At 43.4% G+C, this 17765-nt stretch carries 14 protein-coding genes; 7 read left to right on the forward strand and 7 right to left on the reverse strand.

Annotated elements, in window-relative coordinates; all coding sequences use genetic code 11:
* Nucleotides 1-230 precede the first annotated feature (230 nt).
* Complete coding sequence (locus R7Z41_RS06210) at nucleotides 231-1790, forward strand: SulP family inorganic anion transporter (RefSeq protein ID WP_005380840.1); 1560 nt, start codon at nucleotides 231-233, stop codon at nucleotides 1788-1790.
* Between the two features lie 60 nt (nucleotides 1791-1850).
* Here R7Z41_RS06210 and R7Z41_RS06215 read toward each other — a convergent pair whose 3' ends face one another.
* Complete coding sequence (locus tag R7Z41_RS06215; protein WP_053304232.1) at nucleotides 1851-2300, reverse strand: low molecular weight protein-tyrosine-phosphatase; 450 nt, start codon at nucleotides 2298-2300, stop codon at nucleotides 1851-1853.
* 117 nt (nucleotides 2301-2417) lie between these two features.
* On the opposite strand from R7Z41_RS06215, the gene cobO reads away from it, so the two are divergent.
* Nucleotides 2418-3023 carry a cob(I)yrinic acid a,c-diamide adenosyltransferase gene (cobO, locus tag R7Z41_RS06220; protein ID WP_005380837.1) on the forward strand — a complete coding sequence of 202 codons (606 nt, stop codon included), beginning with the start codon at nucleotides 2418-2420 and terminating at the stop codon, nucleotides 3021-3023.
* A gap of 62 nt (nucleotides 3024-3085) precedes the next feature.
* Here cobO and R7Z41_RS06225 read toward each other — a convergent pair whose 3' ends face one another.
* The 3 genes from R7Z41_RS06225 to apbC all read right to left on the reverse strand — a co-directional run bounded on the left by R7Z41_RS06225 (nucleotide 3086) and on the right by apbC (nucleotide 7260).
* Nucleotides 3086-5173: an AsmA family protein gene (locus R7Z41_RS06225; RefSeq protein WP_136976690.1), complete on the reverse strand. Its 2088-nt coding sequence runs from the start codon at nucleotides 5171-5173 to the stop codon at nucleotides 3086-3088.
* A 188-nt stretch (nucleotides 5174-5361) separates the two neighbouring features.
* Nucleotides 5362-6003 carry a uridine kinase gene (gene udk, locus R7Z41_RS06230; RefSeq protein WP_005380833.1) on the reverse strand — a complete coding sequence of 214 codons (642 nt, stop codon included), beginning with the start codon at nucleotides 6001-6003 and terminating at the stop codon, nucleotides 5362-5364.
* Between the two features lie 180 nt (nucleotides 6004-6183).
* Complete coding sequence (apbC, locus tag R7Z41_RS06235) at nucleotides 6184-7260, reverse strand: iron-sulfur cluster carrier protein ApbC (protein WP_206970742.1); 1077 nt, start codon at nucleotides 7258-7260, stop codon at nucleotides 6184-6186.
* Nucleotides 7261-7422: 162 nt separating this feature from the next.
* Here apbC and metG point away from each other — a divergent pair, with 162 nt between their 5' ends.
* Nucleotides 7423-9498 carry a methionine--tRNA ligase gene (gene metG, locus R7Z41_RS06240; RefSeq protein ID WP_005387290.1) on the forward strand — a complete coding sequence of 692 codons (2076 nt, stop codon included), beginning with the start codon at nucleotides 7423-7425 and terminating at the stop codon, nucleotides 9496-9498.
* Between the two features lie 209 nt (nucleotides 9499-9707).
* Nucleotides 9708-10517: a hypothetical protein gene (locus R7Z41_RS06245; RefSeq protein ID WP_025767216.1), complete on the forward strand. Its 810-nt coding sequence runs from the start codon at nucleotides 9708-9710 to the stop codon at nucleotides 10515-10517.
* Between the two features lie 110 nt (nucleotides 10518-10627).
* Here the strand turns inward: R7Z41_RS06245 and fadR are convergent, their stop codons facing one another.
* Nucleotides 10628-11467 (reverse strand): fatty acid metabolism transcriptional regulator FadR, encoded by an 840-nt coding sequence (fadR, locus tag R7Z41_RS06250; protein ID WP_005380824.1) that lies wholly within the window; start codon nucleotides 11465-11467, stop codon nucleotides 10628-10630.
* Nucleotides 11468-12106: 639 nt separating this feature from the next.
* Here fadR and nhaB point away from each other — a divergent pair.
* Both nhaB and dsbB read left to right on the forward strand, forming a co-directional pair.
* On the forward strand, nucleotides 12107-13693 hold the full coding sequence (gene nhaB, locus R7Z41_RS06255; protein WP_005380822.1) for a Na(+)/H(+) antiporter NhaB: 1587 nt from the start codon (nucleotides 12107-12109) through the stop codon (nucleotides 13691-13693).
* 83 nt (nucleotides 13694-13776) lie between these two features.
* On the forward strand, nucleotides 13777-14313 hold the full coding sequence (gene dsbB, locus R7Z41_RS06260; protein ID WP_031779052.1) for a disulfide bond formation protein DsbB: 537 nt from the start codon (nucleotides 13777-13779) through the stop codon (nucleotides 14311-14313).
* Between the two features lie 79 nt (nucleotides 14314-14392).
* Here dsbB and R7Z41_RS06265 read toward each other — a convergent pair whose 3' ends face one another.
* A complete protein-coding gene (locus R7Z41_RS06265; protein ID WP_005380818.1) occupies nucleotides 14393-15010 on the reverse strand; it encodes a YecA family protein in 618 nt (205 codons plus the stop codon).
* A gap of 170 nt (nucleotides 15011-15180) precedes the next feature.
* Here R7Z41_RS06265 and dusC point away from each other — a divergent pair, with 170 nt between their 5' ends.
* The gene (gene dusC, locus R7Z41_RS06270) at nucleotides 15181-16140 is read left to right on the forward strand and encodes a tRNA dihydrouridine(16) synthase DusC (RefSeq protein WP_017633856.1); all 960 of its coding nucleotides are present in this window, start codon (nucleotides 15181-15183) and stop codon (nucleotides 16138-16140) included.
* A 50-nt stretch (nucleotides 16141-16190) separates the two neighbouring features.
* Here dusC and R7Z41_RS06275 read toward each other — a convergent pair whose 3' ends face one another.
* Nucleotides 16191-17651, reverse strand: a complete 1461-nt coding sequence (locus R7Z41_RS06275) for a sensor domain-containing diguanylate cyclase (protein WP_005387278.1) — start codon at nucleotides 17649-17651, stop codon at nucleotides 16191-16193.
* Between the last annotated feature and the right edge of the window lie 114 nt (nucleotides 17652-17765).

A 17765-nucleotide genomic window follows, 5' to 3' on the forward strand; every position in this document is an offset into this window, starting at 1 on the left:
AATACCAATTCGTGATCACATTTGTACGCCATTATTCGTATCATTCTTGAACTTAATCACACTTTTCGGTAGCATGCGCCGACTCAAGTTTTCGACACCATTCTGATGCTGCTCTTTTAATACTACGGTTTACACTGCAATGTTTGATTAAAAATCAACCTTCCAGTGGCTTGTGCAAATACGAATATGTGTCGGGTTTAACTCATTGCAAAGAGAACTTAAAAACAAACATGTTCGAATTTCCCCAATTTTCTAAGCACTCCGTAAAAAATGATGTGCTATCAGGCCTAACCGTTGCGCTAGCATTGGTTCCTGAAGCTGTCGCATTTGCGTTCGTCGCAGGCGTAGATCCGATGGTCGGTCTTTACGCTGCATTCATCGTTGGTCTTATTACTTCCATTTTCGGTGGTCGTCCTGGCATGATCTCTGGTGCAACAGGTGCCATGGCAGTCGTAATGGTTTCGCTTGTCGCGACTCACGGTGTCCAGTACCTATTCGCAGCCATCATGCTCGCTGGTATTCTTCAAATTGCCGCTGGTATGTTTAAATTGGGTAAGTTCATCCGTATCGTACCTCACCCTGTGATGATCGGTTTTGTGAACGGTCTGGCTATTGTTATCTTCCTAGCTCAGTTGGGTCAGTTTAAAGCGCCAGACATCAACGGCATGCTTACTTGGCTACCACAAGACCAGATGCTGCTAATGCTTGGTTTGGTTGCGCTGACTATGGCAATCATTCACTTTCTACCAAAAATCACAACAGCTGTACCCTCTTCACTTGTTGCGATCGTAACGGTGACGGCTTTAGTGGTTGGCTTGGATCTGGAAACTCGAACTGTTGTTGACTTCCTGCGTACAATGTCTGGTGATGAAGCTGCAACACTCGCAGGTTCACTACCAACCTTCTCTATTCCTGCGGTACCATTTACACTAGAGACACTACAAATCATTCTTCCATACGCGATCATTCTCGCGGCCATTGGTCTAATTGAATCTCTACTAACACTGACAGTTTTAGATGAGATGACGAATACTCGTGGTCAATCTAACCGCGAATGTATCGGTCAAGGTATGGCAAACATGACGTGTTCTGTGTTTGGCGCAATGGGTGGTTGTGCGATGATTGGTCAGTCGATGATCAACGTAAACTCAGGTGGTCGCGGCCGTCTATCTGGTATCGTTGCGGCTATCGCTCTATTGATGTTTATCTTATTCGCTTCTTCGCTAATTGAAATGATCCCACTCGCTGCTCTGGTTGGTGTGATGTTCATGGTTGTCATTGGTACATTCGAATGGGCAACATTTAAGCTAGCACGCCGCGTACCGAAGCAAGACTTCTTCGTTATTGTTCTTGTGACCGTTGTTACTGTTCTTACTGACCTTGCTGTTGCCGTAGCGGTTGGTGTTATCGTTTCTGCATTAATGTTTGCATGGCAACACGCTAAGCACATCTATGCCGACACGTGCTTAAACGAGGAAGGTTCAAAAGAGTACAAGATTCACGGCCCTATTTTCTTTGGCTCTGCGGCTAACTTCCTGGAGTTGTTTAACGCGCCTGAAGATCCAAAAGATGTGATTGTCGATTTTGCAGACTCTCGCGTGACAGATCACTCTGCAATTGAAGCCATTGAAACACTGGCTGAGCGTTACAATGCTCAAGGTAAAACGCTGCACCTTCGTCACCTAAGCCCAGATTGTCGTAAACTTTTGGACAAAGCTGGCAGCTTGGTTGAAATTAACGTGAAGGAAGACCCAAGCTACAAAGTCGCAACCGACATACTAGCGGGTTAACACGAATAAAAAGGGATGAGCTGAGCTCATCCCTTTTTCTATTGTCTTCAAGTACGGTGATTATAGCTTCTTCAAAATTGCGTCTGATGCCTCTTCGATTAAATCAAGCACCAGTTCAAAGCCATCTTCCCCACCATAATATGGGTCCGGGACTTCGTCGTAAACTGACTCAGAATGACTTAAAAATAACGATACTTTGTGTCGATACTTCAACGGACAAATATCCAATAAATCGGCCAAATTTGCTTTATCTGCGGCTAATATAAGGTCAAACTTTTCAAAGTCATCAATGGTGACTTGGCGCGCTTGCATTCCTTTAAAAGAATAACCTCGCTGCTTTCCTGCTGCCATCGCTCTTGAATCCGGTCGGTTTCCTGCGTGGTAGCCAATTGTACCTGCCGAATCAACCTCTACTTCAACGCCTAGCTTTTGAGCTTTCGCTCTTAACACTGCCTCTCCAGTTGGTGACCGACAAATGTTTCCCATACAAACAACAAGTATTTTCTTCATTTTATTCCCTGAATTATCGGTGGTTTTTCTTCACGATATGTTGGTCTATCATAGCGAGATAAATCAATGAACCCAAATTAGCTTGGGCACAGCACGAAAAGGAATTAAGGAAGTATTATGTCTATCGAAGAAAATAAAGAAGCACGCCATAAAGCTCGCCAACAAAAAGTCAAAGAACAGGTAGACGCAAAAATCGCTGCTGCTCAAGAGGAAAAAGGTCTGCTACTGATCATTACCGGAAATGGTAAAGGTAAATCGACATCAGGATTCGGTACGATCGCACGCGCAGTGGGTCATGGTTTGAATTGTGCTGTCGCGCAGTTTATTAAAGGTACTTGGGACAACGGTGAGCGCAACCTACTTGAGAAACTCGGCGTTGAATTCCAAGTAATGGCGACCGGCTTTACATGGGAAACTCAAAACAAAGCCGCTGATACCGAAGCAGCGCAAGGCGTATGGCAAGAATGTAAACGCATGCTGCAAGACGACTCTATCGATGTCATCTTGTTTGACGAGCTAACTTATATGGTGAGCTACGGCTACATCGACTTAGACGAAGTGGTCGAAGCACTGAGCAACCGACCTAAAATGCAGTCGGTTATTATTACTGGGCGTGGCGCACATCGAACCCTGATTGAAATGGCCGATACCGTTTCTGAAGTGAAAAATGTAAAGCACGCATTTGAATCTGGCGTAAAAGCCCTCAAAGGCGTCGATTGGTAACACTCGCAGAGTAATTTAAAAAGGGTTGGCAAAATGCCAACCCTTTTGATTTTCACGCACGGTTAGTTGAAAAGATTCTTCAATAAACCATCGACCGCATCTTTGGTTTTCTCGTCTTTGATTTTGTCCGTTAGCTTCTCTACGCCACGATCGATTTCTTTCTGAGCTTTCTGCTTCAGAACATCATCGAATACGAGCTTGAATTTAGGTTCTGCCCACTTACCAGACACATTGATTGGAATCGTGATGTCTTTCAGCTCATCTATATCTTTACCGCCCTGGCCTTCTAGGCTACCTACAACTGACGTGCTGATAGTAAAGTCGACTGTTTCATTGATGTAGTTTGCGGTACCTTTACCACGAACACGTAACAATGGAGACTGAGCTTGCATATTATCCGTTGATACAACACCTTTGTTGAGTTTCAATGTCGCCGTCATCGCACTGAAGTCTGTTTTCTTAGCTTCATTGGTGCCTTCAACTTTTTGCCCTTTAAATTTCGCATAGTTTTCACGAATCAACTGAGCAACGTTGATGCCATTCACCGCACCGTCAGCAAAATTGATAACAACCGTACCAGATAGATACTTCTTGATACCGGTAGGCGTGAGACTCTTACCTGTAACATTCACATCAATGTTACCTGTCCCTTCAAGTTTGTCGTTTTCAGCAACGTCTATAAGTAGCGGTTGAACTTTCACGCCTTTGATTGACTTTTTAACACTGTAAGTCGCTGGTGATTGGCGTGCATCTAACTTCGCTGTCGCTGAGATTGAGCCTTGGTACAACTTCGAACTAAAAGATGTAAGCTCAAACACGCCACGATTTACAGTGAAGCTCGTTTTTACCGCTTCCATCTTCGCATTTGCCGCTTTGAATTTGTCGATAGTAATGTCACCCTTTACATCTAACGCTTTCAACGCAGACAAATCAGGCTCAACCTCAGGTCCGGCAGGAGCACTCTCGCCACCAGAAGCAGGCTTATTACCTTCGGCAGCTTGCTTATCTAACCCTAAGAACTCATCAAGATCGATATTGGGGCTATGGAGAGCAAAGCGTACTTTAGGAATATCACCGAGTGTCACATCTGCCTTACCATCTAGGGCGATAGCATTCGCTGTTAACTTCTCTAGAACAAAACTCAGATGGTTTTTCGTTAGGTCGAAAGACAGATCAGACACCATGTCGACTTTCATTGGGGACTGAGGTAAAGCATCACCCTCAAAAGTCGATTTAAGAGTTAACTTATCCAACTGTACTTTGCTGATAGCCTTGTCCACGCTAAGTTGACCAGCACCCTGCATATCTAACTTCATACCACCAGCGTCACCCTTAATGGCATAAGTCAGGTTATTTACTTTATCGAATTCAAACGTGTCTAAACCGATCGTTGCCGATTCAATTTTATTGGCAGGGTCAGAGTATGTCGCATCAAAGTTGATGTTCTTTAGCGCGTAGTTTGCCAAACCTTTTTCTAGCTTAAAGTCTGCCTGACCTTTCGCGGTGAACTTTTGGTCGTTCATTTCGCCCTTCACGCCAAAATCAGCCGTTGTCCAGTTGTCAAAAGCGAATTCGGAAAGGTTTAATGAAATATCATAAAGTTTGGTGTAACTACCGGCTTGCTTATCCTGCATTTCTAATGAACCGTTAGAAACCGTAACGCCAGCAAGATTAATACTCCAATCAGAACCAGAAGTTTGCGTTTCACCATTTTGCGTAGGCGCAGTATTGCTCTCTTGTTCTGCTTGTTGTGTTTGGGCTTTCGTCAATGCATCAATATTCTTGCTGCCATCTTTCTTGGTTTCAATGTAGAACTCAGCACCATCAAGCGTGACGTTTCCAATTTCAAGCTGTTGACTAAAAAGTGGCATAACAGAGATGTCTACACCAACGGTATCAACTTTGAATAAATTGGGTTTACTAAAGCCTTGCGGGTTTCGCAATTCTGTATGTCCCAACTCAAAGCCAATCGATGGGAAAAATTGCCAACTGATATCCCCTTCAATCACCAACTCTAATCCCGTTTGCTTTTGCGCTTGCTCAACAATAAGGGGTTTAAACTGATTCGGATTGACGAAGATGGTTAACGCTAAAATTGCGACCAAAATGACCACAATCGGTATTGCTAGAATTAAGAGCAGTTTCTTCATTTGTTTTTCCTTGCTCGAGTGTTTTTACAATTATAAGCGCAGACTCCATTTACCGCTGACAGTTCCACAAAAGCGTGAAAAATGTCTGGTTTTAACCTGCAACTGACTAATTTAAAAACAAAAAAAGAAGTGGCACTTAAGGTGCCACTTCTTCTCTTAAAAATAAAGCGATATAGCCGTCTATAGGCTTAAGCTTTCAAAAGTCTTGCAATGTGAGCTTTTAATACATCAATTGCGATACGGTTTTTACCACCGCGAGGAACAATAATGTCCGCATATTGCTTAGAAGGTTCGATAAACTGCATGAACATCGGACGTACTGTTTGTTGGTATTGCTTAAGAACAGACTCCATAGTTCGGCCTCGTTCTTCCACATCACGCTTAACACGGCGAAGCAAGCAAATATCTAACGGTGTGTCCATAAATACTGTCGCATGCATCAAATCACGAAGACGAGGGTCTGTAAGAAGAAGGATACCTTCTAGAATGATCACCTTTTTAGGTGTCATTGTGGTGGTGTTAATTGTTCTTGTGTGCTCAGTGTAGCTGTACTCAGGCACTTCTACTGCTTCACCACGTACCAATTTTTCTAGGTGCTCACACAGTAGGTCGTGGTCCAACGCACTCGGGTGATCGTAGTTCGTCTTTACTCGCTCTTCCATGCTTAGGTGGCTTTGGTCGTTGTAGTAACAATCTTCCGTGATGACACCGATTTGATGATCGCCTACTTTCGCGCGAAGCTCATTATAAATAGTGCTCGCGATCAGACTTTTTCCAGAAGCAGAAGCGCCAGCAATACCTACGATGACGCATTGATTATTATCAGACATTAGTTTGCACCCGATGATGATTTCTAGTCACATAAAAAGATAAACTGCCTGATTATAGGGAGTTCACCCCATAGTTACTAGTTGGAATTAGGGTTTAGTCATAAGTTTCTGCCTGCTCAGAGGATTAACCTCCGAGCAAACGTTAAAATGTGCAATTATCAACCAACAGGCATAGTAAACTTAGTTCACCATTGTAAAGCTAATCGCATCTGGTTTTGCTTTGCCTTGCCAAAACATCGTGCTACATACGCGATCGGCAAGTTGCTTATAATACCCTGCATGCTCACTTTCTGGGCGTCTTGCTACCGTTGGCACGCCAGCGTCAATATCTTCTCGCATAGAGATATGAAGCGGAACTTGTCCTAACAATGCTAAGCCAAATTCTTGCGACATTTTTTCAGCTCCGCCCATACCAAAAATATGCTCTTTCGCGCCACATTGACTACAAATGTGATAACTCATGTTTTCCACAACACCAATAACCGGGACATGGACTTTGTTAAACATTGCCGCTCCCTTCCTTGCATCGGCAAGGGCTAAATCTTGCGGTGTTGTGACTAGCACGCTACCTGTTACCGGAATTTGTTGTGACAGAGTCAATTGAATATCCCCCGTACCTGGCGGCATATCAATCACCAAATAATCCAAATCTGGCCAATCTGTTTCAGTTAATAACTGCGACAACGCTTTTGAAGCCATTGGACCGCGCCATATCGCCGCTTCTGATTTATCCACCAAATAACCGATAGAATGAGTATAGATGCCGTGAGCAAAAATGGGTTCCATCCACTTGCCATCACGAACTTCTGGTTTAGCATCTTCTTGCCCCAACATCATAGGTACAGACGGACCATAGATATCTGCATCCAACAATCCCACTTTCGCCCCAGATTGAGCAATCGCCAACGCTAAGTTAACTGCGGTAGTAGATTTACCAACGCCACCTTTCGCAGAACTGACGGCAACGATGTTCTTAACACCCTTAACCGAGTTAGCCACTTGAGTTTCTAAAGCTTTAACTCCAAGGCGAATATTAAATGGGAATTCAGCCACTTTACCCGAGGCTTGCTGCTGTTTAATCCAGTCATGCAGTACGGTTTGAAGCTCATTACTTGCGAATGGCAACGTTATATCAATAGAACCCTGTGTCGTAATCGAAATTGCGCCATGAATATCTGCCCAGTTTTCCACCAACTGTGGATGTTGGAATTGGTTAAACCAGTGACAAAAATCTTGTTTTGAAGTGAACTGATGCATAAGCCCTCCTTTTAGATGTCATGCTACCACCGTCCAGGCTCAACCAGAACCCCAAAAAAACTAAGGCATTCCGCAGTTTGACACCTTGGAGTTAGTCAGTTCATGGGGTAGTATTATCCATCAAAATTTATTTATACCTATCAAGAAAAGCGAATATTAAGTATGGCAAACGATCCAAAAAACTTTCCGTCAAGGAAAATGCTGGTAACTTGTGCCCTTCCGTACGCTAACGGTTCGATCCACCTTGGTCATATGCTTGAGCATATCCAAGCGGACATTTGGGTTCGTTACCAACGCCTACGCGGCAACACTGTAAACTTCATCTGTGCTGACGATGCTCACGGCACGCCAATCATGCTTAAAGCGCAACAGATGGGTATTACTCCTGAAGAAATGATTGCCGCAGTTAGCGAAGAGCACCAAAAAGACTTCGCTGGATTTGATATCAGCTTTGATAACTACCACAGCACACACTCAGATGAGAACCGTGAGCTAGCGTCACACATTTATCTTGAGTTGAAGAAAAATGGCTTTATCTCTAGCCGCACTATCTCTCAGCTGTTCGATCCAGAAAAAGAGATGTTCTTACCGGACCGTTTCGTAAAAGGTACCTGTCCAAAATGTAAGTCTGAAGACCAGTACGGTGACAACTGTGACAACTGTGGTGAGACTTACAGCCCAACAGAACTGATCAATCCTAAATCTGCGGTTTCTGGTGCGACGCCAGTAATGAAAGATTCAGAGCACTTCTTCTTCGACCTGCCTCAGTTTGAAAGCATGCTAAAAGAGTGGACTCGCTCTGGCTCGCTACAAGCTGAAACAGCGAACAAAATGCAAGAATGGTTCGAGTCTGGTTTGCAGCAATGGGATATCTCACGTGATGCACCATACTTTGGCTTCGAGATCCCTGGTGAGAAGAACAAATTCTTCTACGTATGGCTAGACGCGCCTATCGGCTACATGGGCTCTTTCAAAAATCTATGTGACAAGCGCGACGACCTAGATTTCGACGAGTATTGGAAAAAAGACAGCTCAGCAGAGCTGTACCACTTCATCGGTAAAGACATCGTTTACTTCCACAGCCTATTTTGGCCAGCAATGCTAGAAGGTTCTGGCTTCCGCAAGCCTAACAACGTATTCGTACACGGTTACGTAACCGTAAACGGCGCGAAAATGTCGAAGTCTAAAGGTACGTTCGTAAAAGCAAGCACTTACCTAGAGCACCTAGACCCTGAGTGTCTACGTTACTACTACGCTGCGAAGCTAAACAGCCGTATCGACGATCTAGATCTTAACCTTGAAGACTTCACTCAGCGCGTAAACGCTGACGTTGTTAACAAGATCGTTAACCTGGCATCTCGTAACGCAGGTTTCATCGCGAAACGTTTTGAAGGCAAACTGTCTGACAACTTTGCAGAGCCTGAACTTTACAACGAATTTGTTGCTGCTGCTGACCGTATCGCTGAGCTTTACGAAACGCGTGAGTTTGGTCGTGCAATCCGTGAAATCACGGCATTGGCAGACAAAGCTAACCAATACGTTGATGAAAAAGCACCGTGGGTTGTAGCAAAAGAAGAAGGCAAAGATCAGGAACTACAAGACATCTGTTCTGTCGGTATCAACCTGTTCCGCGTACTGATGACTTACCTGAAACCAGTAATGCCATCGCTAGCTGCGCGTACTGAAGCGTTCCTAAACCAAGAGCTAACTTGGGAAAACATCGCTGCTCCACTAACAGGCCACGAGATCACTAAGTTCAAAGCACTGTTCAACCGTATCGATCCGAAGAATGTTGAAGCGATGATCGAAGCGTCTAAAGAAGATGCGGCGGCAGAAATGGCGGCGAAAGAGAAAGCTGAAGCGGAAAAGAACAAGGCTAGCCAAACCGAGCTAGACAAAGAACCAATCGCTGAAGAGATTGAGTTCGACGCTTTTGCTGCAGTAGATATGCGTATCGCTCGTATCATCTCTTGTGAAGAAGTACCAAAAGCCAACAAACTGCTTAAGTTCCAATTGGACATCGGTGGTGAAACTCGTCAGGTATTCTCTGGCATCAAGTCAGCTTACAAACCTGAAGAGCTAGAAGGCAAGCTAACGGTAATGGTAGCAAACCTAAAACCTCGTAAGATGAAGTTTGGTATGTCTGAAGGTATGATCCTTGCGGCAGGCCCTGGTGGTAGCGACCTGTGGATCCTTGAGCCACACGAAGGCGCTCAACCAGGGATGCGTGTAATGTAAGTTGTAGCTTTACAATCAAATTTAAAAAGTCCTCGCCAGTTCAGCGGGGACTTTTTTGACTGAATTCACACTTTTGGGGAATTTGTGCACCAAACTTGTACAGCACCTCTCCCATCACAATCCTAAATTACTGTTTTAATAGAATTTAATTAGTGGCATCAAAACTGCAATCTTCCTTGCTAGGTCCAAACACTAACAAGGAGTTGGTTATGTTTGTTTTGATTTCCACATTATTATCTATCGCTATTTTAGCCGGAATATATCACTTATCTTCTAAACGAGAGCAGCAACACGCGCGTAAATATCAGCTGTTAACATTATTGCGAGATGTTGTTCATCTGCTGAGACGCCATCGAGCTGCGACGCACTACTCACTTCAATTTCAACAAAATAACGAACAAGAATTAGAAGTCCTTCATAACGATCTCACCAACAAGCTTCATCTTTTAGTCGAAACCTCACGGTTTGAAAACAAACCCATGTATCGCGTATTACAGATTAAAGTAGGGAAACTACTTGAACAATGGGATGACCATAGTGTTGCAAGAAACCAGATGGAGCATGGTAAGTTGATTCGTCATTGCTTGTTCTTGATGGATGAAGTAACCATCGCATGGCTAGCGGTTGAGCAAAGAGATGACTTGCATAATGAGTATCACATGAACTGGCAAAACATTATGGATAGCTTGGAGACCCTGACTCAGTTACGAATCAGCATTCAAGATTTAGGAGAACAAGGCGGAAATGAGCGTTTCAAAAACTATGCATCGGTCATGATGCGTAAGCTAAACCAACTAGCGGTTATCGCTCCACTTAGCATTACCTCTCCTGCTTCCACGCGCTCAATACAGACACTAAATGAATACGTGACAGGGAGTCATGTCGACTTAACAGAAGCAGAGCTTTATGGCGTCACATCGGACTTGTCATTGACCATCTTCAATACTTACGACCATGTCCTTTCAGATGTCGTAGAGTCATTATATCTACCGTTACCCAGACTCTCGCTAGCAGGATAAACGTTCCATGCCTTATTATTGGTGCTAGGTCCGTCGCCGACTTATAAATAAAAACAAAAAAACCGCAGGCCTAAGGCACTGCGGTTTTCGTTTATTCAACTTGTCAGCGCTTAGCTGTCGTCTTCCGTGAAGTTCGTTGGTAATTGCTTTTTCATTTCGTTCCAGATCAACGCACTTTCCATACCATAATGACGAATCACTACTGGTAGTTGCTCACGCTGGCCACTTTCACAAGTTTCGAGCAATTGATGGTAAAACTTCAGAGCTAGCTCACGAGAAGCTGGATTTGAGAAGTAGTAGCTACCGACACGATCGTAGAGCTTCTTCAAACCATTAAAGATCAAACCGTAAATTTGATTTCCTGAATGGAATGCTAGGCGCTGGAAAAGCATATAATCGTAAAAGTTGAACGTTTTAGCAATCAAGATTTCTTGACGCTTCGCTTCATCTTTCTCGTTATCTTCTTTCACATTCTGCAGAACTTTTTCGGCATACGGCGAGGAAGCGATGAATTCGTCCCAGGAAGCCGCATTCATTAAAGCTTCACAAGATTCGATTACGTTCTTAATTGTACGCTCAGAGCTCTCTTTGTTCGCTTTAAATGCATAGCGCATAAAGATAGGACTGATGTTAGTACGTGCCGCAAGCAGATCTTCTACAATGTTTGTCGCATTATCAACGTCTAGCGTCATTAAAGTATCCAAAATATGCAGACCAGAGGTCTCCATAAATTGGTTAACTTTCGTAGGTTTGCCGTGCTGGATAGTCAGCCATCCATCACGGGCTAGTCGTTGAAGAACCTCTCTTAAAGTCGTTCGAGTAACACCAATCAGTTCGGACAGCTCGCGCTCAGCAGGTAAAATTGAGCCTGGAGGAAAACGGCCGTTCCAAATGCTCTCGATAATATATTTTTCTGCGAATCCCGCAGGGCTTTTCGCCTTTATGACCATTCTACTTTTTATCCAATATTGATTTCTGAGGGTCGATACTACTCATCATACCACTACTTAGCGGTTTGAGAAAATTTACGATCAATAGTGAAAACGACTCCATAACATAGAGTTAATACTCTATATGTTGTGTCAATTTAAGAGGCTCTAACATGCGAGCGAAAGCAGTAAAATATGAATTTTCATTTAATTAAACAGCTCACAAATCTCGGAGAAATAAAGACAACCGTGTCACATTTTTATATTCAAAATATGAAAAATTACTTTGTATATCACAGTTAATATTCTTTCTTAATTTGCCTTTTCTCGTCACTGACCGTCATTTAAAATCCAAGAGGATTTTTTTAATACTTTCATGGTATAGTAACGCCGTTTTGATCGCGTTATTACATTTAAAAAGTCATTTTAGTCGGTAGCATCACGTTTTGTTATTGACTAATAAATGCCTGAGTGTAGAGTTTGCGGTCGAAAGTGAGCGGTGCTTGAGTTCAGGGGAAGTAACTTGGCAAGACTACAATAAACAAAGGATTGTTGTTTTACTAAGTTATTGTTTTTAAAGACTAGTTAATAAGTCTAACAAACAGATACTTAAGCACTATTGTAGTGTCTATTCATAATTTTGTTATAAAGAGAATTATCATGCCGATATCGCTCGGAAACGCTTTTATCAAGAACTTCCTTGGTAAAGCGCCTGATTGGTACAAAGTTGCCATTATAGCCTTCTTAATAATTAACCCGATTGTATTCTTCCTAATAAACCCATTTGTAGCTGGATGGTTGTTGGTCGCTGAATTTATTTTCACGCTAGCAATGGCATTAAAATGCTACCCATTACAACCTGGCGGTTTACTTGCTATTGAAGCCATTGCTATCGGCATGACTAGCCCTGCGCAAGTTAAGCACGAATTAGTAGCAAATATCGAAGTACTGCTACTTCTGGTATTTATGGTTGCGGGCATCTACTTCATGAAGCAGCTGTTGCTGTTCATTTTTACCAAAATTTTACTTGGCATTCGCTCTAAAACCCTTCTATCACTCGCGTTCTGCTTTGCTGCGGCATTTTTATCTGCATTTTTGGATGCCTTGACGGTTATCGCCGTTGTTATCAGCGTGGCGATCGGCTTTTACTCTATCTATCACAAAGTAGCGTCTGGTAACCCTATCGGTGACCATGACCATACACAAGATGACACGATCACTGAACTAACGCGTGATGACCTAGAAAACTATCGTGCCTTTTTGCGCTCTTTGTTGATGCATGCTGGTGTAGGTACTGCCTTAGGTGGCGTAACCACGATGGTTGGTGAACCTCAAAACTTAATTATTGCAGACCAAGCGGGTTGGTTATTTGGTGAATTCCTAATCCGTATGTCTCCAGTGACACTACCTGTATTTTTCTGTGGTCTCATCACTTGTGCTTTAGTTGAAAAGCTTAAAGTGTTTGGCTACGGCGCGAAGCTTCCTAATAACGTTCGTCAGATCCTCGTCGATTTTGACCGTGAAGAGCGTAAAACGCGAACAAATCAAGATGTCGCAAAACTCTGGGTTCAAGGTCTTATTGCGGTTTGGTTGATCGTTGCACTCGCTTTGCACTTAGCGGCTGTCGGCTTAATTGGCCTTTCTGTGATCATTTTAGCGACCGCATTTACTGGTGTCATTGAAGAGCACTCCATGGGGAAAGCGTTTGAAGAGGCCCTGCCCTTCACTGCACTGCTTGCTGTATTTTTCTCGATCGTTGCTGTAATCATTGATCAAGAGCTGTTTAAACCAGTCATCGATGCGGTGCTTGCCGTTGAAGATAAAGGTACTCAGCTAGCTCTGTTCTATGTGGCGAATGGCTTATTATCTATGGTGTCGGATAACGTGTTCGTTGGTACGGTTTACATCAATGAAGTAAAAACTGCACTCATTGAGGGCCTCATTACTCGTGATCAGTTCGACTTACTGGCGGTGGCAATCAATACTGGTACTAACCTGCCTTCTGTTGCAACGCCAAACGGTCAAGCGGCATTCCTATTCTTACTCACATCGGCTCTCGCTCCATTAATTCGTCTGTCTTACGGTCGAATGGTTATCATGGCGCTGCCTTACACCGTCGTTCTTGCGATTGTCGGTCTGATGGGAATCATGTTCTTCCTAGAGCCTGCAACAGCTTCTTTCTACGAAGCTGGTTGGATTTTACCTCATAGTGGTGATCTGACTCCCGTAGTATCCGGTGGTCACTAAAATTTGAGTTGATTAGGAAACTTATCCACGATAAAAAGCTCTGAGTATTCAGAGCTTTTTCTATTTCAGACAGGAACAAAAACGTGACTATTTTAAATTCACTTAACCAGTTTTCAAAGGGACGTTTATCGTGGCTACTGCTTCTGCTATTCGTCGTTTTCTTTGAAGCATGTGCCCTCTATTTTCAGCACGTCATGATGCTTGCACCATGTGTCATGTGTATTTATGAAAGAGTCGCGATGATGGGAGTGGGCGTCGCTGCAATGGTTGGTATATTGGCACCCAAGAACCCAATTTTCCGCTGGCTAGGTTTGATAGGCTGGGGATTAAGTGCTTACAAGGGTTTGTTACTTGCAATGCAGCACGTTGACTACCAGTTTAATCCATCACCATTCGCGACTTGCGATTTATTCGTCACATTCCCTAGCTGGGCTCCGCTCAATCAGTGGGTTCCTTGGATGTTTGAAGCATATGGTGATTGCTCTAAGGTTGTGTGGCAGCTCCTTGATTTATCAATGCCACAATGGTTAGTAGTAATTTTTGCAGGCAATTTAATCGCTTTGGCATTAATTGTAATTGCACAATTCTTCCCTGCAAAACGCGTTAATCCAATTCGTTAATCCTACTAACGCGTAAAAATTAACAAAAAGCCGACCATCTGGTCGGCTTTTTGTTAAGTGGATAGCGCGGCGATTCGCTTTAGCCGCGTGATTGACCACAGCACTGCTTGAATTTTTTTCCGCTCTCACAAGGACAGGGATCATTGCGCCCGATACCTTTGAATGGGTTTAGGCTTTGAGCTTTATTTCCTACCATCAACTCATCCGCGCCCAGCGCGACTTCACCGACCATTAAATCAAGCTGGTCGACTAAATCTGTCAGGGCCGGTGGCGTTTCAATACCTGCGTCGCGCATCTGTTGCTGCGTTGCTGGCTCATCGATAGCCAGCATCAAAGTGGTCAGTAATGCTTGCAGCATACGCTGTAATCCATCATTGAGCTCAACGTCCTGCCACTGTTCTTCAATCATTGGCCAAACAGACATAAAGCCTTCGGCAAAATCAGCAAGTTGTTCAGGTTCTTTGCCTGTTAGCTCTAGCACGGAATATTCGTTTCGTTGAATTCGGTTATGCTGCTTGTGAATTTGCTCTTCCACAGCTGGTTGAATCGCTTTGAATCCCTCACCTAATAGCGGCTCTAACCACTTTTCAGGAGCGAGTGGTTTTGTCGTCAGATTCGCAGCTAACACTGCGCCTTCGATAAATAGGCAAGATTCATCGACGTGAACTTCACCTTTTTCAATCAATGTGTATTGCATGACATCTGGTTTCCCATAAATTTGGCGGCATTATACCTCAGAGCTCAAAAGCACGTAACCTAACGTTGTGTGTTTGACTGCACTGGGCGCTTCGACTCTTTTAATGACAAACTTAACTTACATCGCTACAATCGCCCTCCTTTTTACCACCAAACTGTATTAGGCAAGCTATGCGAGTTGTACTAGGCCCAATGGAAGGCGTTTTAGATCATTTGATGCGCCAAATCCTGACCGAGATAAACGACTATGACCTGTGTGTTACGGAGTTTGTTCGCGTAATCGACCAGCTATTACCCGATCATGTATTTCACCGTTTATGCCCGGAGCTGTTGCAAGGTTCTCAGACTGCATCTGGTGTGCCAGTACATGTGCAATTGTTGGGACAAGAACCAAACTGGATGGCTGAGAACGCAATTAAAGCGGCAAATCTTGGCGCCAGAGGTATTGATATAAACTTTGGTTGCCCAGCCAAAATGGTCAACAAAAGTAAAGGTGGAGCAGCGCTACTCCAACATCCAGAGCTCATTCACCGTGTTGTTAAAGCTTGTCGAGAAGCCGTTCCAGAAGCCATTCCCGTAACTGCAAAAATTCGTCTTGGCTGGGAGAACCCTGAAGATTGCTTTGAAATTGTCGATGCCATTCAGTCTGCTGGCGCAAATGAATTGACCGTACACGCACGTACTAAACAAGGTGGTTATAAAGCTTCTGAGATAAAATGGGATTACATCAACCAAATTCGTGAACGTTTCGATATCCCACTGATAGCGAATGGTGAAATTTGGAATTATGAAGACGGTCAACGTTGCATTGAAACGACTGGCGTTAACTCTTTGATGGTGTGCCGAGGCGCTTTCAATATCCCTAACTTAGGCAATATGGTAAAACATAACCACCAGCCAATGTCATGGCCCGAGGTGGTTGAGTTGCTCATCTATTACTCCAAGTTTGAGATGAAAGGCGATAAAGGCTTGTATTACCCAAACCGCGTAAAACAATGGTTCTCTTACTTACGTCAAGCTTATCCTGAAGCAAAAGACCTATTTAGAGAAATCAGAACGTTCAACAAAGCCGCACCAATTGTTGAGCATATTCAACGCTACCGCGATGACTTAAACTCTCAGGTTGCATAATTCCCGAACAAAAAAAGGACGAATATCTCGTCCTTTTTTGTACCTAAATCCTAGTAACAGATCTTATTTTTGCCGGTACTTTTGGCTTGATATAACTTTTCATCCGCCGCTTTAAACAATTCATCAAAGTTTTCTACTCGGCTCTCTTTACTAAACACCACACCGCCAGAGATCGTAAAGCCTTCTTTCGTTACGCGTATCGAGCGCTCATCTATGGCTTTTTTTACTCTGTCTAAAATGAGTTTAATGCCTTCTGAATCTTCGTCATAAATAGCTAAAACGAACTCTTCGCCACCAAACCTTGAGGCAACATCGGTATGGCGAATATTTTCACGTATACATTTTGCAACAAGCTGAATTGCAGAATCACCGACATCATGACCATAGGTGTCGTTGATCTTCTTGAAGTTATCAATATCGAACACTGCCAAAGCAACCTGTTTTTTTGTCATCTTATTACGCCACACGGTTTGCATACCTCGACGATTCAATAAGCTGGTCATTGGGTCTCTTGCTGCCAGTTCTTTAAAGTAACGTCGCTCGCTATGCATATTCACATAGAACAAGACGACGGTACTCAGCACGTAAATAAATAGTGCGACAATAAGGCTGTATTTTTCAAAAACCGCTAGGTTCTTAGCTTCATCCCAAAGGTTGTACTCGTAGTACATGCTGTGATTCGCACTCAATCGCTCTAACTCGACTGGTTTGATTCGTGTACTGTTTGAAGGAATGGATTGTAAATTGGAAACCAAATGAAACTGACCTACAAGACCTAGCGACGAAGCCATAAGCGTATTGATGTCAAAATCAATAGACAAAACACCTTGGTGTTCTCCTTTCTCATAGACGGGGACCGTCATACTAATGACTTGACCTTCCATCGAGTCCAACACAGGCCCTGGTCCAGCCAAGGTAATGTTCACTTTATCTTGCGCGGTTTTTTGCCAAAAAGGTCGGGCTTTTAGCGTTGACAAAAGCTCTCTTGTGAAATTTTTTGCGTAGGTATCGGGGGAGGAGATAACGTAACCGCGCTTGTCAATGTAATGGATTCCAACAATGTGCGATTCAATATCGTGCAGAAATGACAATGACGGCGCAAAACCCGCCTTTTGTTCAGCTAACTGGTTAATCGTTGAACCTTGCTGACATAAGCTTTCATCCCCTACGATCATATAATCAAGGTCAACCGCAGGTAACCCTTCACTATAAACACTTTCGAGTAATAACACATCTATAGGCCAAAGATAACAAAGCCCTTCTTTGACTAAAGAATTATGTTCTTCAAACAGTGGGTTAGCGTAATTGGTATAGTTGGTGAAGCTGTAATCTAAAGCCGTGAGTACTTTAATACCGCGAGACATTGCACGCTCGATACGCGAATACTCAGAATCGATATAGCGGTTAACCGCATCATAGTAATTTTTCGTTGTCACGAGTAAAACCACTACAAATAACGCCAGAGGAAAAAAGATGACAAATGAGAGGCTAAATCGCCTTTGGTTTACCATTGAGTACCATGCATATGAAAGGTCAATAGTCTCTTATGACTGCTATTAAATTGATACTCGTTATCTGGTGACGCATGCAATGCAGCACCAGATAACAAGAGACCAAACAAATGT

Source organism: Vibrio sp. 1457 (assembly GCF_033340195.1).
In the GTDB taxonomy this organism is placed as follows: Bacteria; Pseudomonadota; Gammaproteobacteria; order Enterobacterales; family Vibrionaceae; genus Vibrio; species Vibrio alginolyticus.

What these genes read in the sequence shown, in the direction of transcription:
- R7Z41_RS06210 (WP_005380840.1), top strand. Translation starts at nt 231, where the DNA reads ATGTTCGAATTTCCCCAATTTTCTAAGCACTCCGTAAAAAATGATGTG.
- R7Z41_RS06215 (WP_053304232.1), bottom strand. Translation starts at nt 2,300, where the DNA reads ATGAAGAAAATACTTGTTGTTTGTATGGGAAACATTTGTCGGTCACCA.
- cobO (WP_005380837.1), top strand. Translation starts at nt 2,418, where the DNA reads ATGTCTATCGAAGAAAATAAAGAAGCACGCCATAAAGCTCGCCAACAA.
- R7Z41_RS06225 (WP_136976690.1), bottom strand. Translation starts at nt 5,173, where the DNA reads ATGAAGAAACTGCTCTTAATTCTAGCAATACCGATTGTGGTCATTTTG.
- udk (WP_005380833.1), bottom strand. Translation starts at nt 6,003, where the DNA reads ATGTCTGATAATAATCAATGCGTCATCGTAGGTATTGCTGGCGCTTCT.
- apbC (WP_206970742.1), bottom strand. Translation starts at nt 7,260, where the DNA reads ATGCATCAGTTCACTTCAAAACAAGATTTTTGTCACTGGTTTAACCAA.
- metG (WP_005387290.1), top strand. Translation starts at nt 7,423, where the DNA reads ATGGCAAACGATCCAAAAAACTTTCCGTCAAGGAAAATGCTGGTAACT.
- R7Z41_RS06245 (WP_025767216.1), top strand. Translation starts at nt 9,708, where the DNA reads ATGTTTGTTTTGATTTCCACATTATTATCTATCGCTATTTTAGCCGGA.
- fadR (WP_005380824.1), bottom strand. Translation starts at nt 11,467, where the DNA reads ATGGTCATAAAGGCGAAAAGCCCTGCGGGATTCGCAGAAAAATATATT.
- nhaB (WP_005380822.1), top strand. Translation starts at nt 12,107, where the DNA reads ATGCCGATATCGCTCGGAAACGCTTTTATCAAGAACTTCCTTGGTAAA.
- R7Z41_RS06265 (WP_005380818.1), bottom strand. Translation starts at nt 15,010, where the DNA reads ATGCAATACACATTGATTGAAAAAGGTGAAGTTCACGTCGATGAATCT.
- dusC (WP_017633856.1), top strand. Translation starts at nt 15,181, where the DNA reads ATGCGAGTTGTACTAGGCCCAATGGAAGGCGTTTTAGATCATTTGATG.
- R7Z41_RS06275 (WP_005387278.1), bottom strand. Translation starts at nt 17,651, where the DNA reads ATGGTAAACCAAAGGCGATTTAGCCTCTCATTTGTCATCTTTTTTCCT.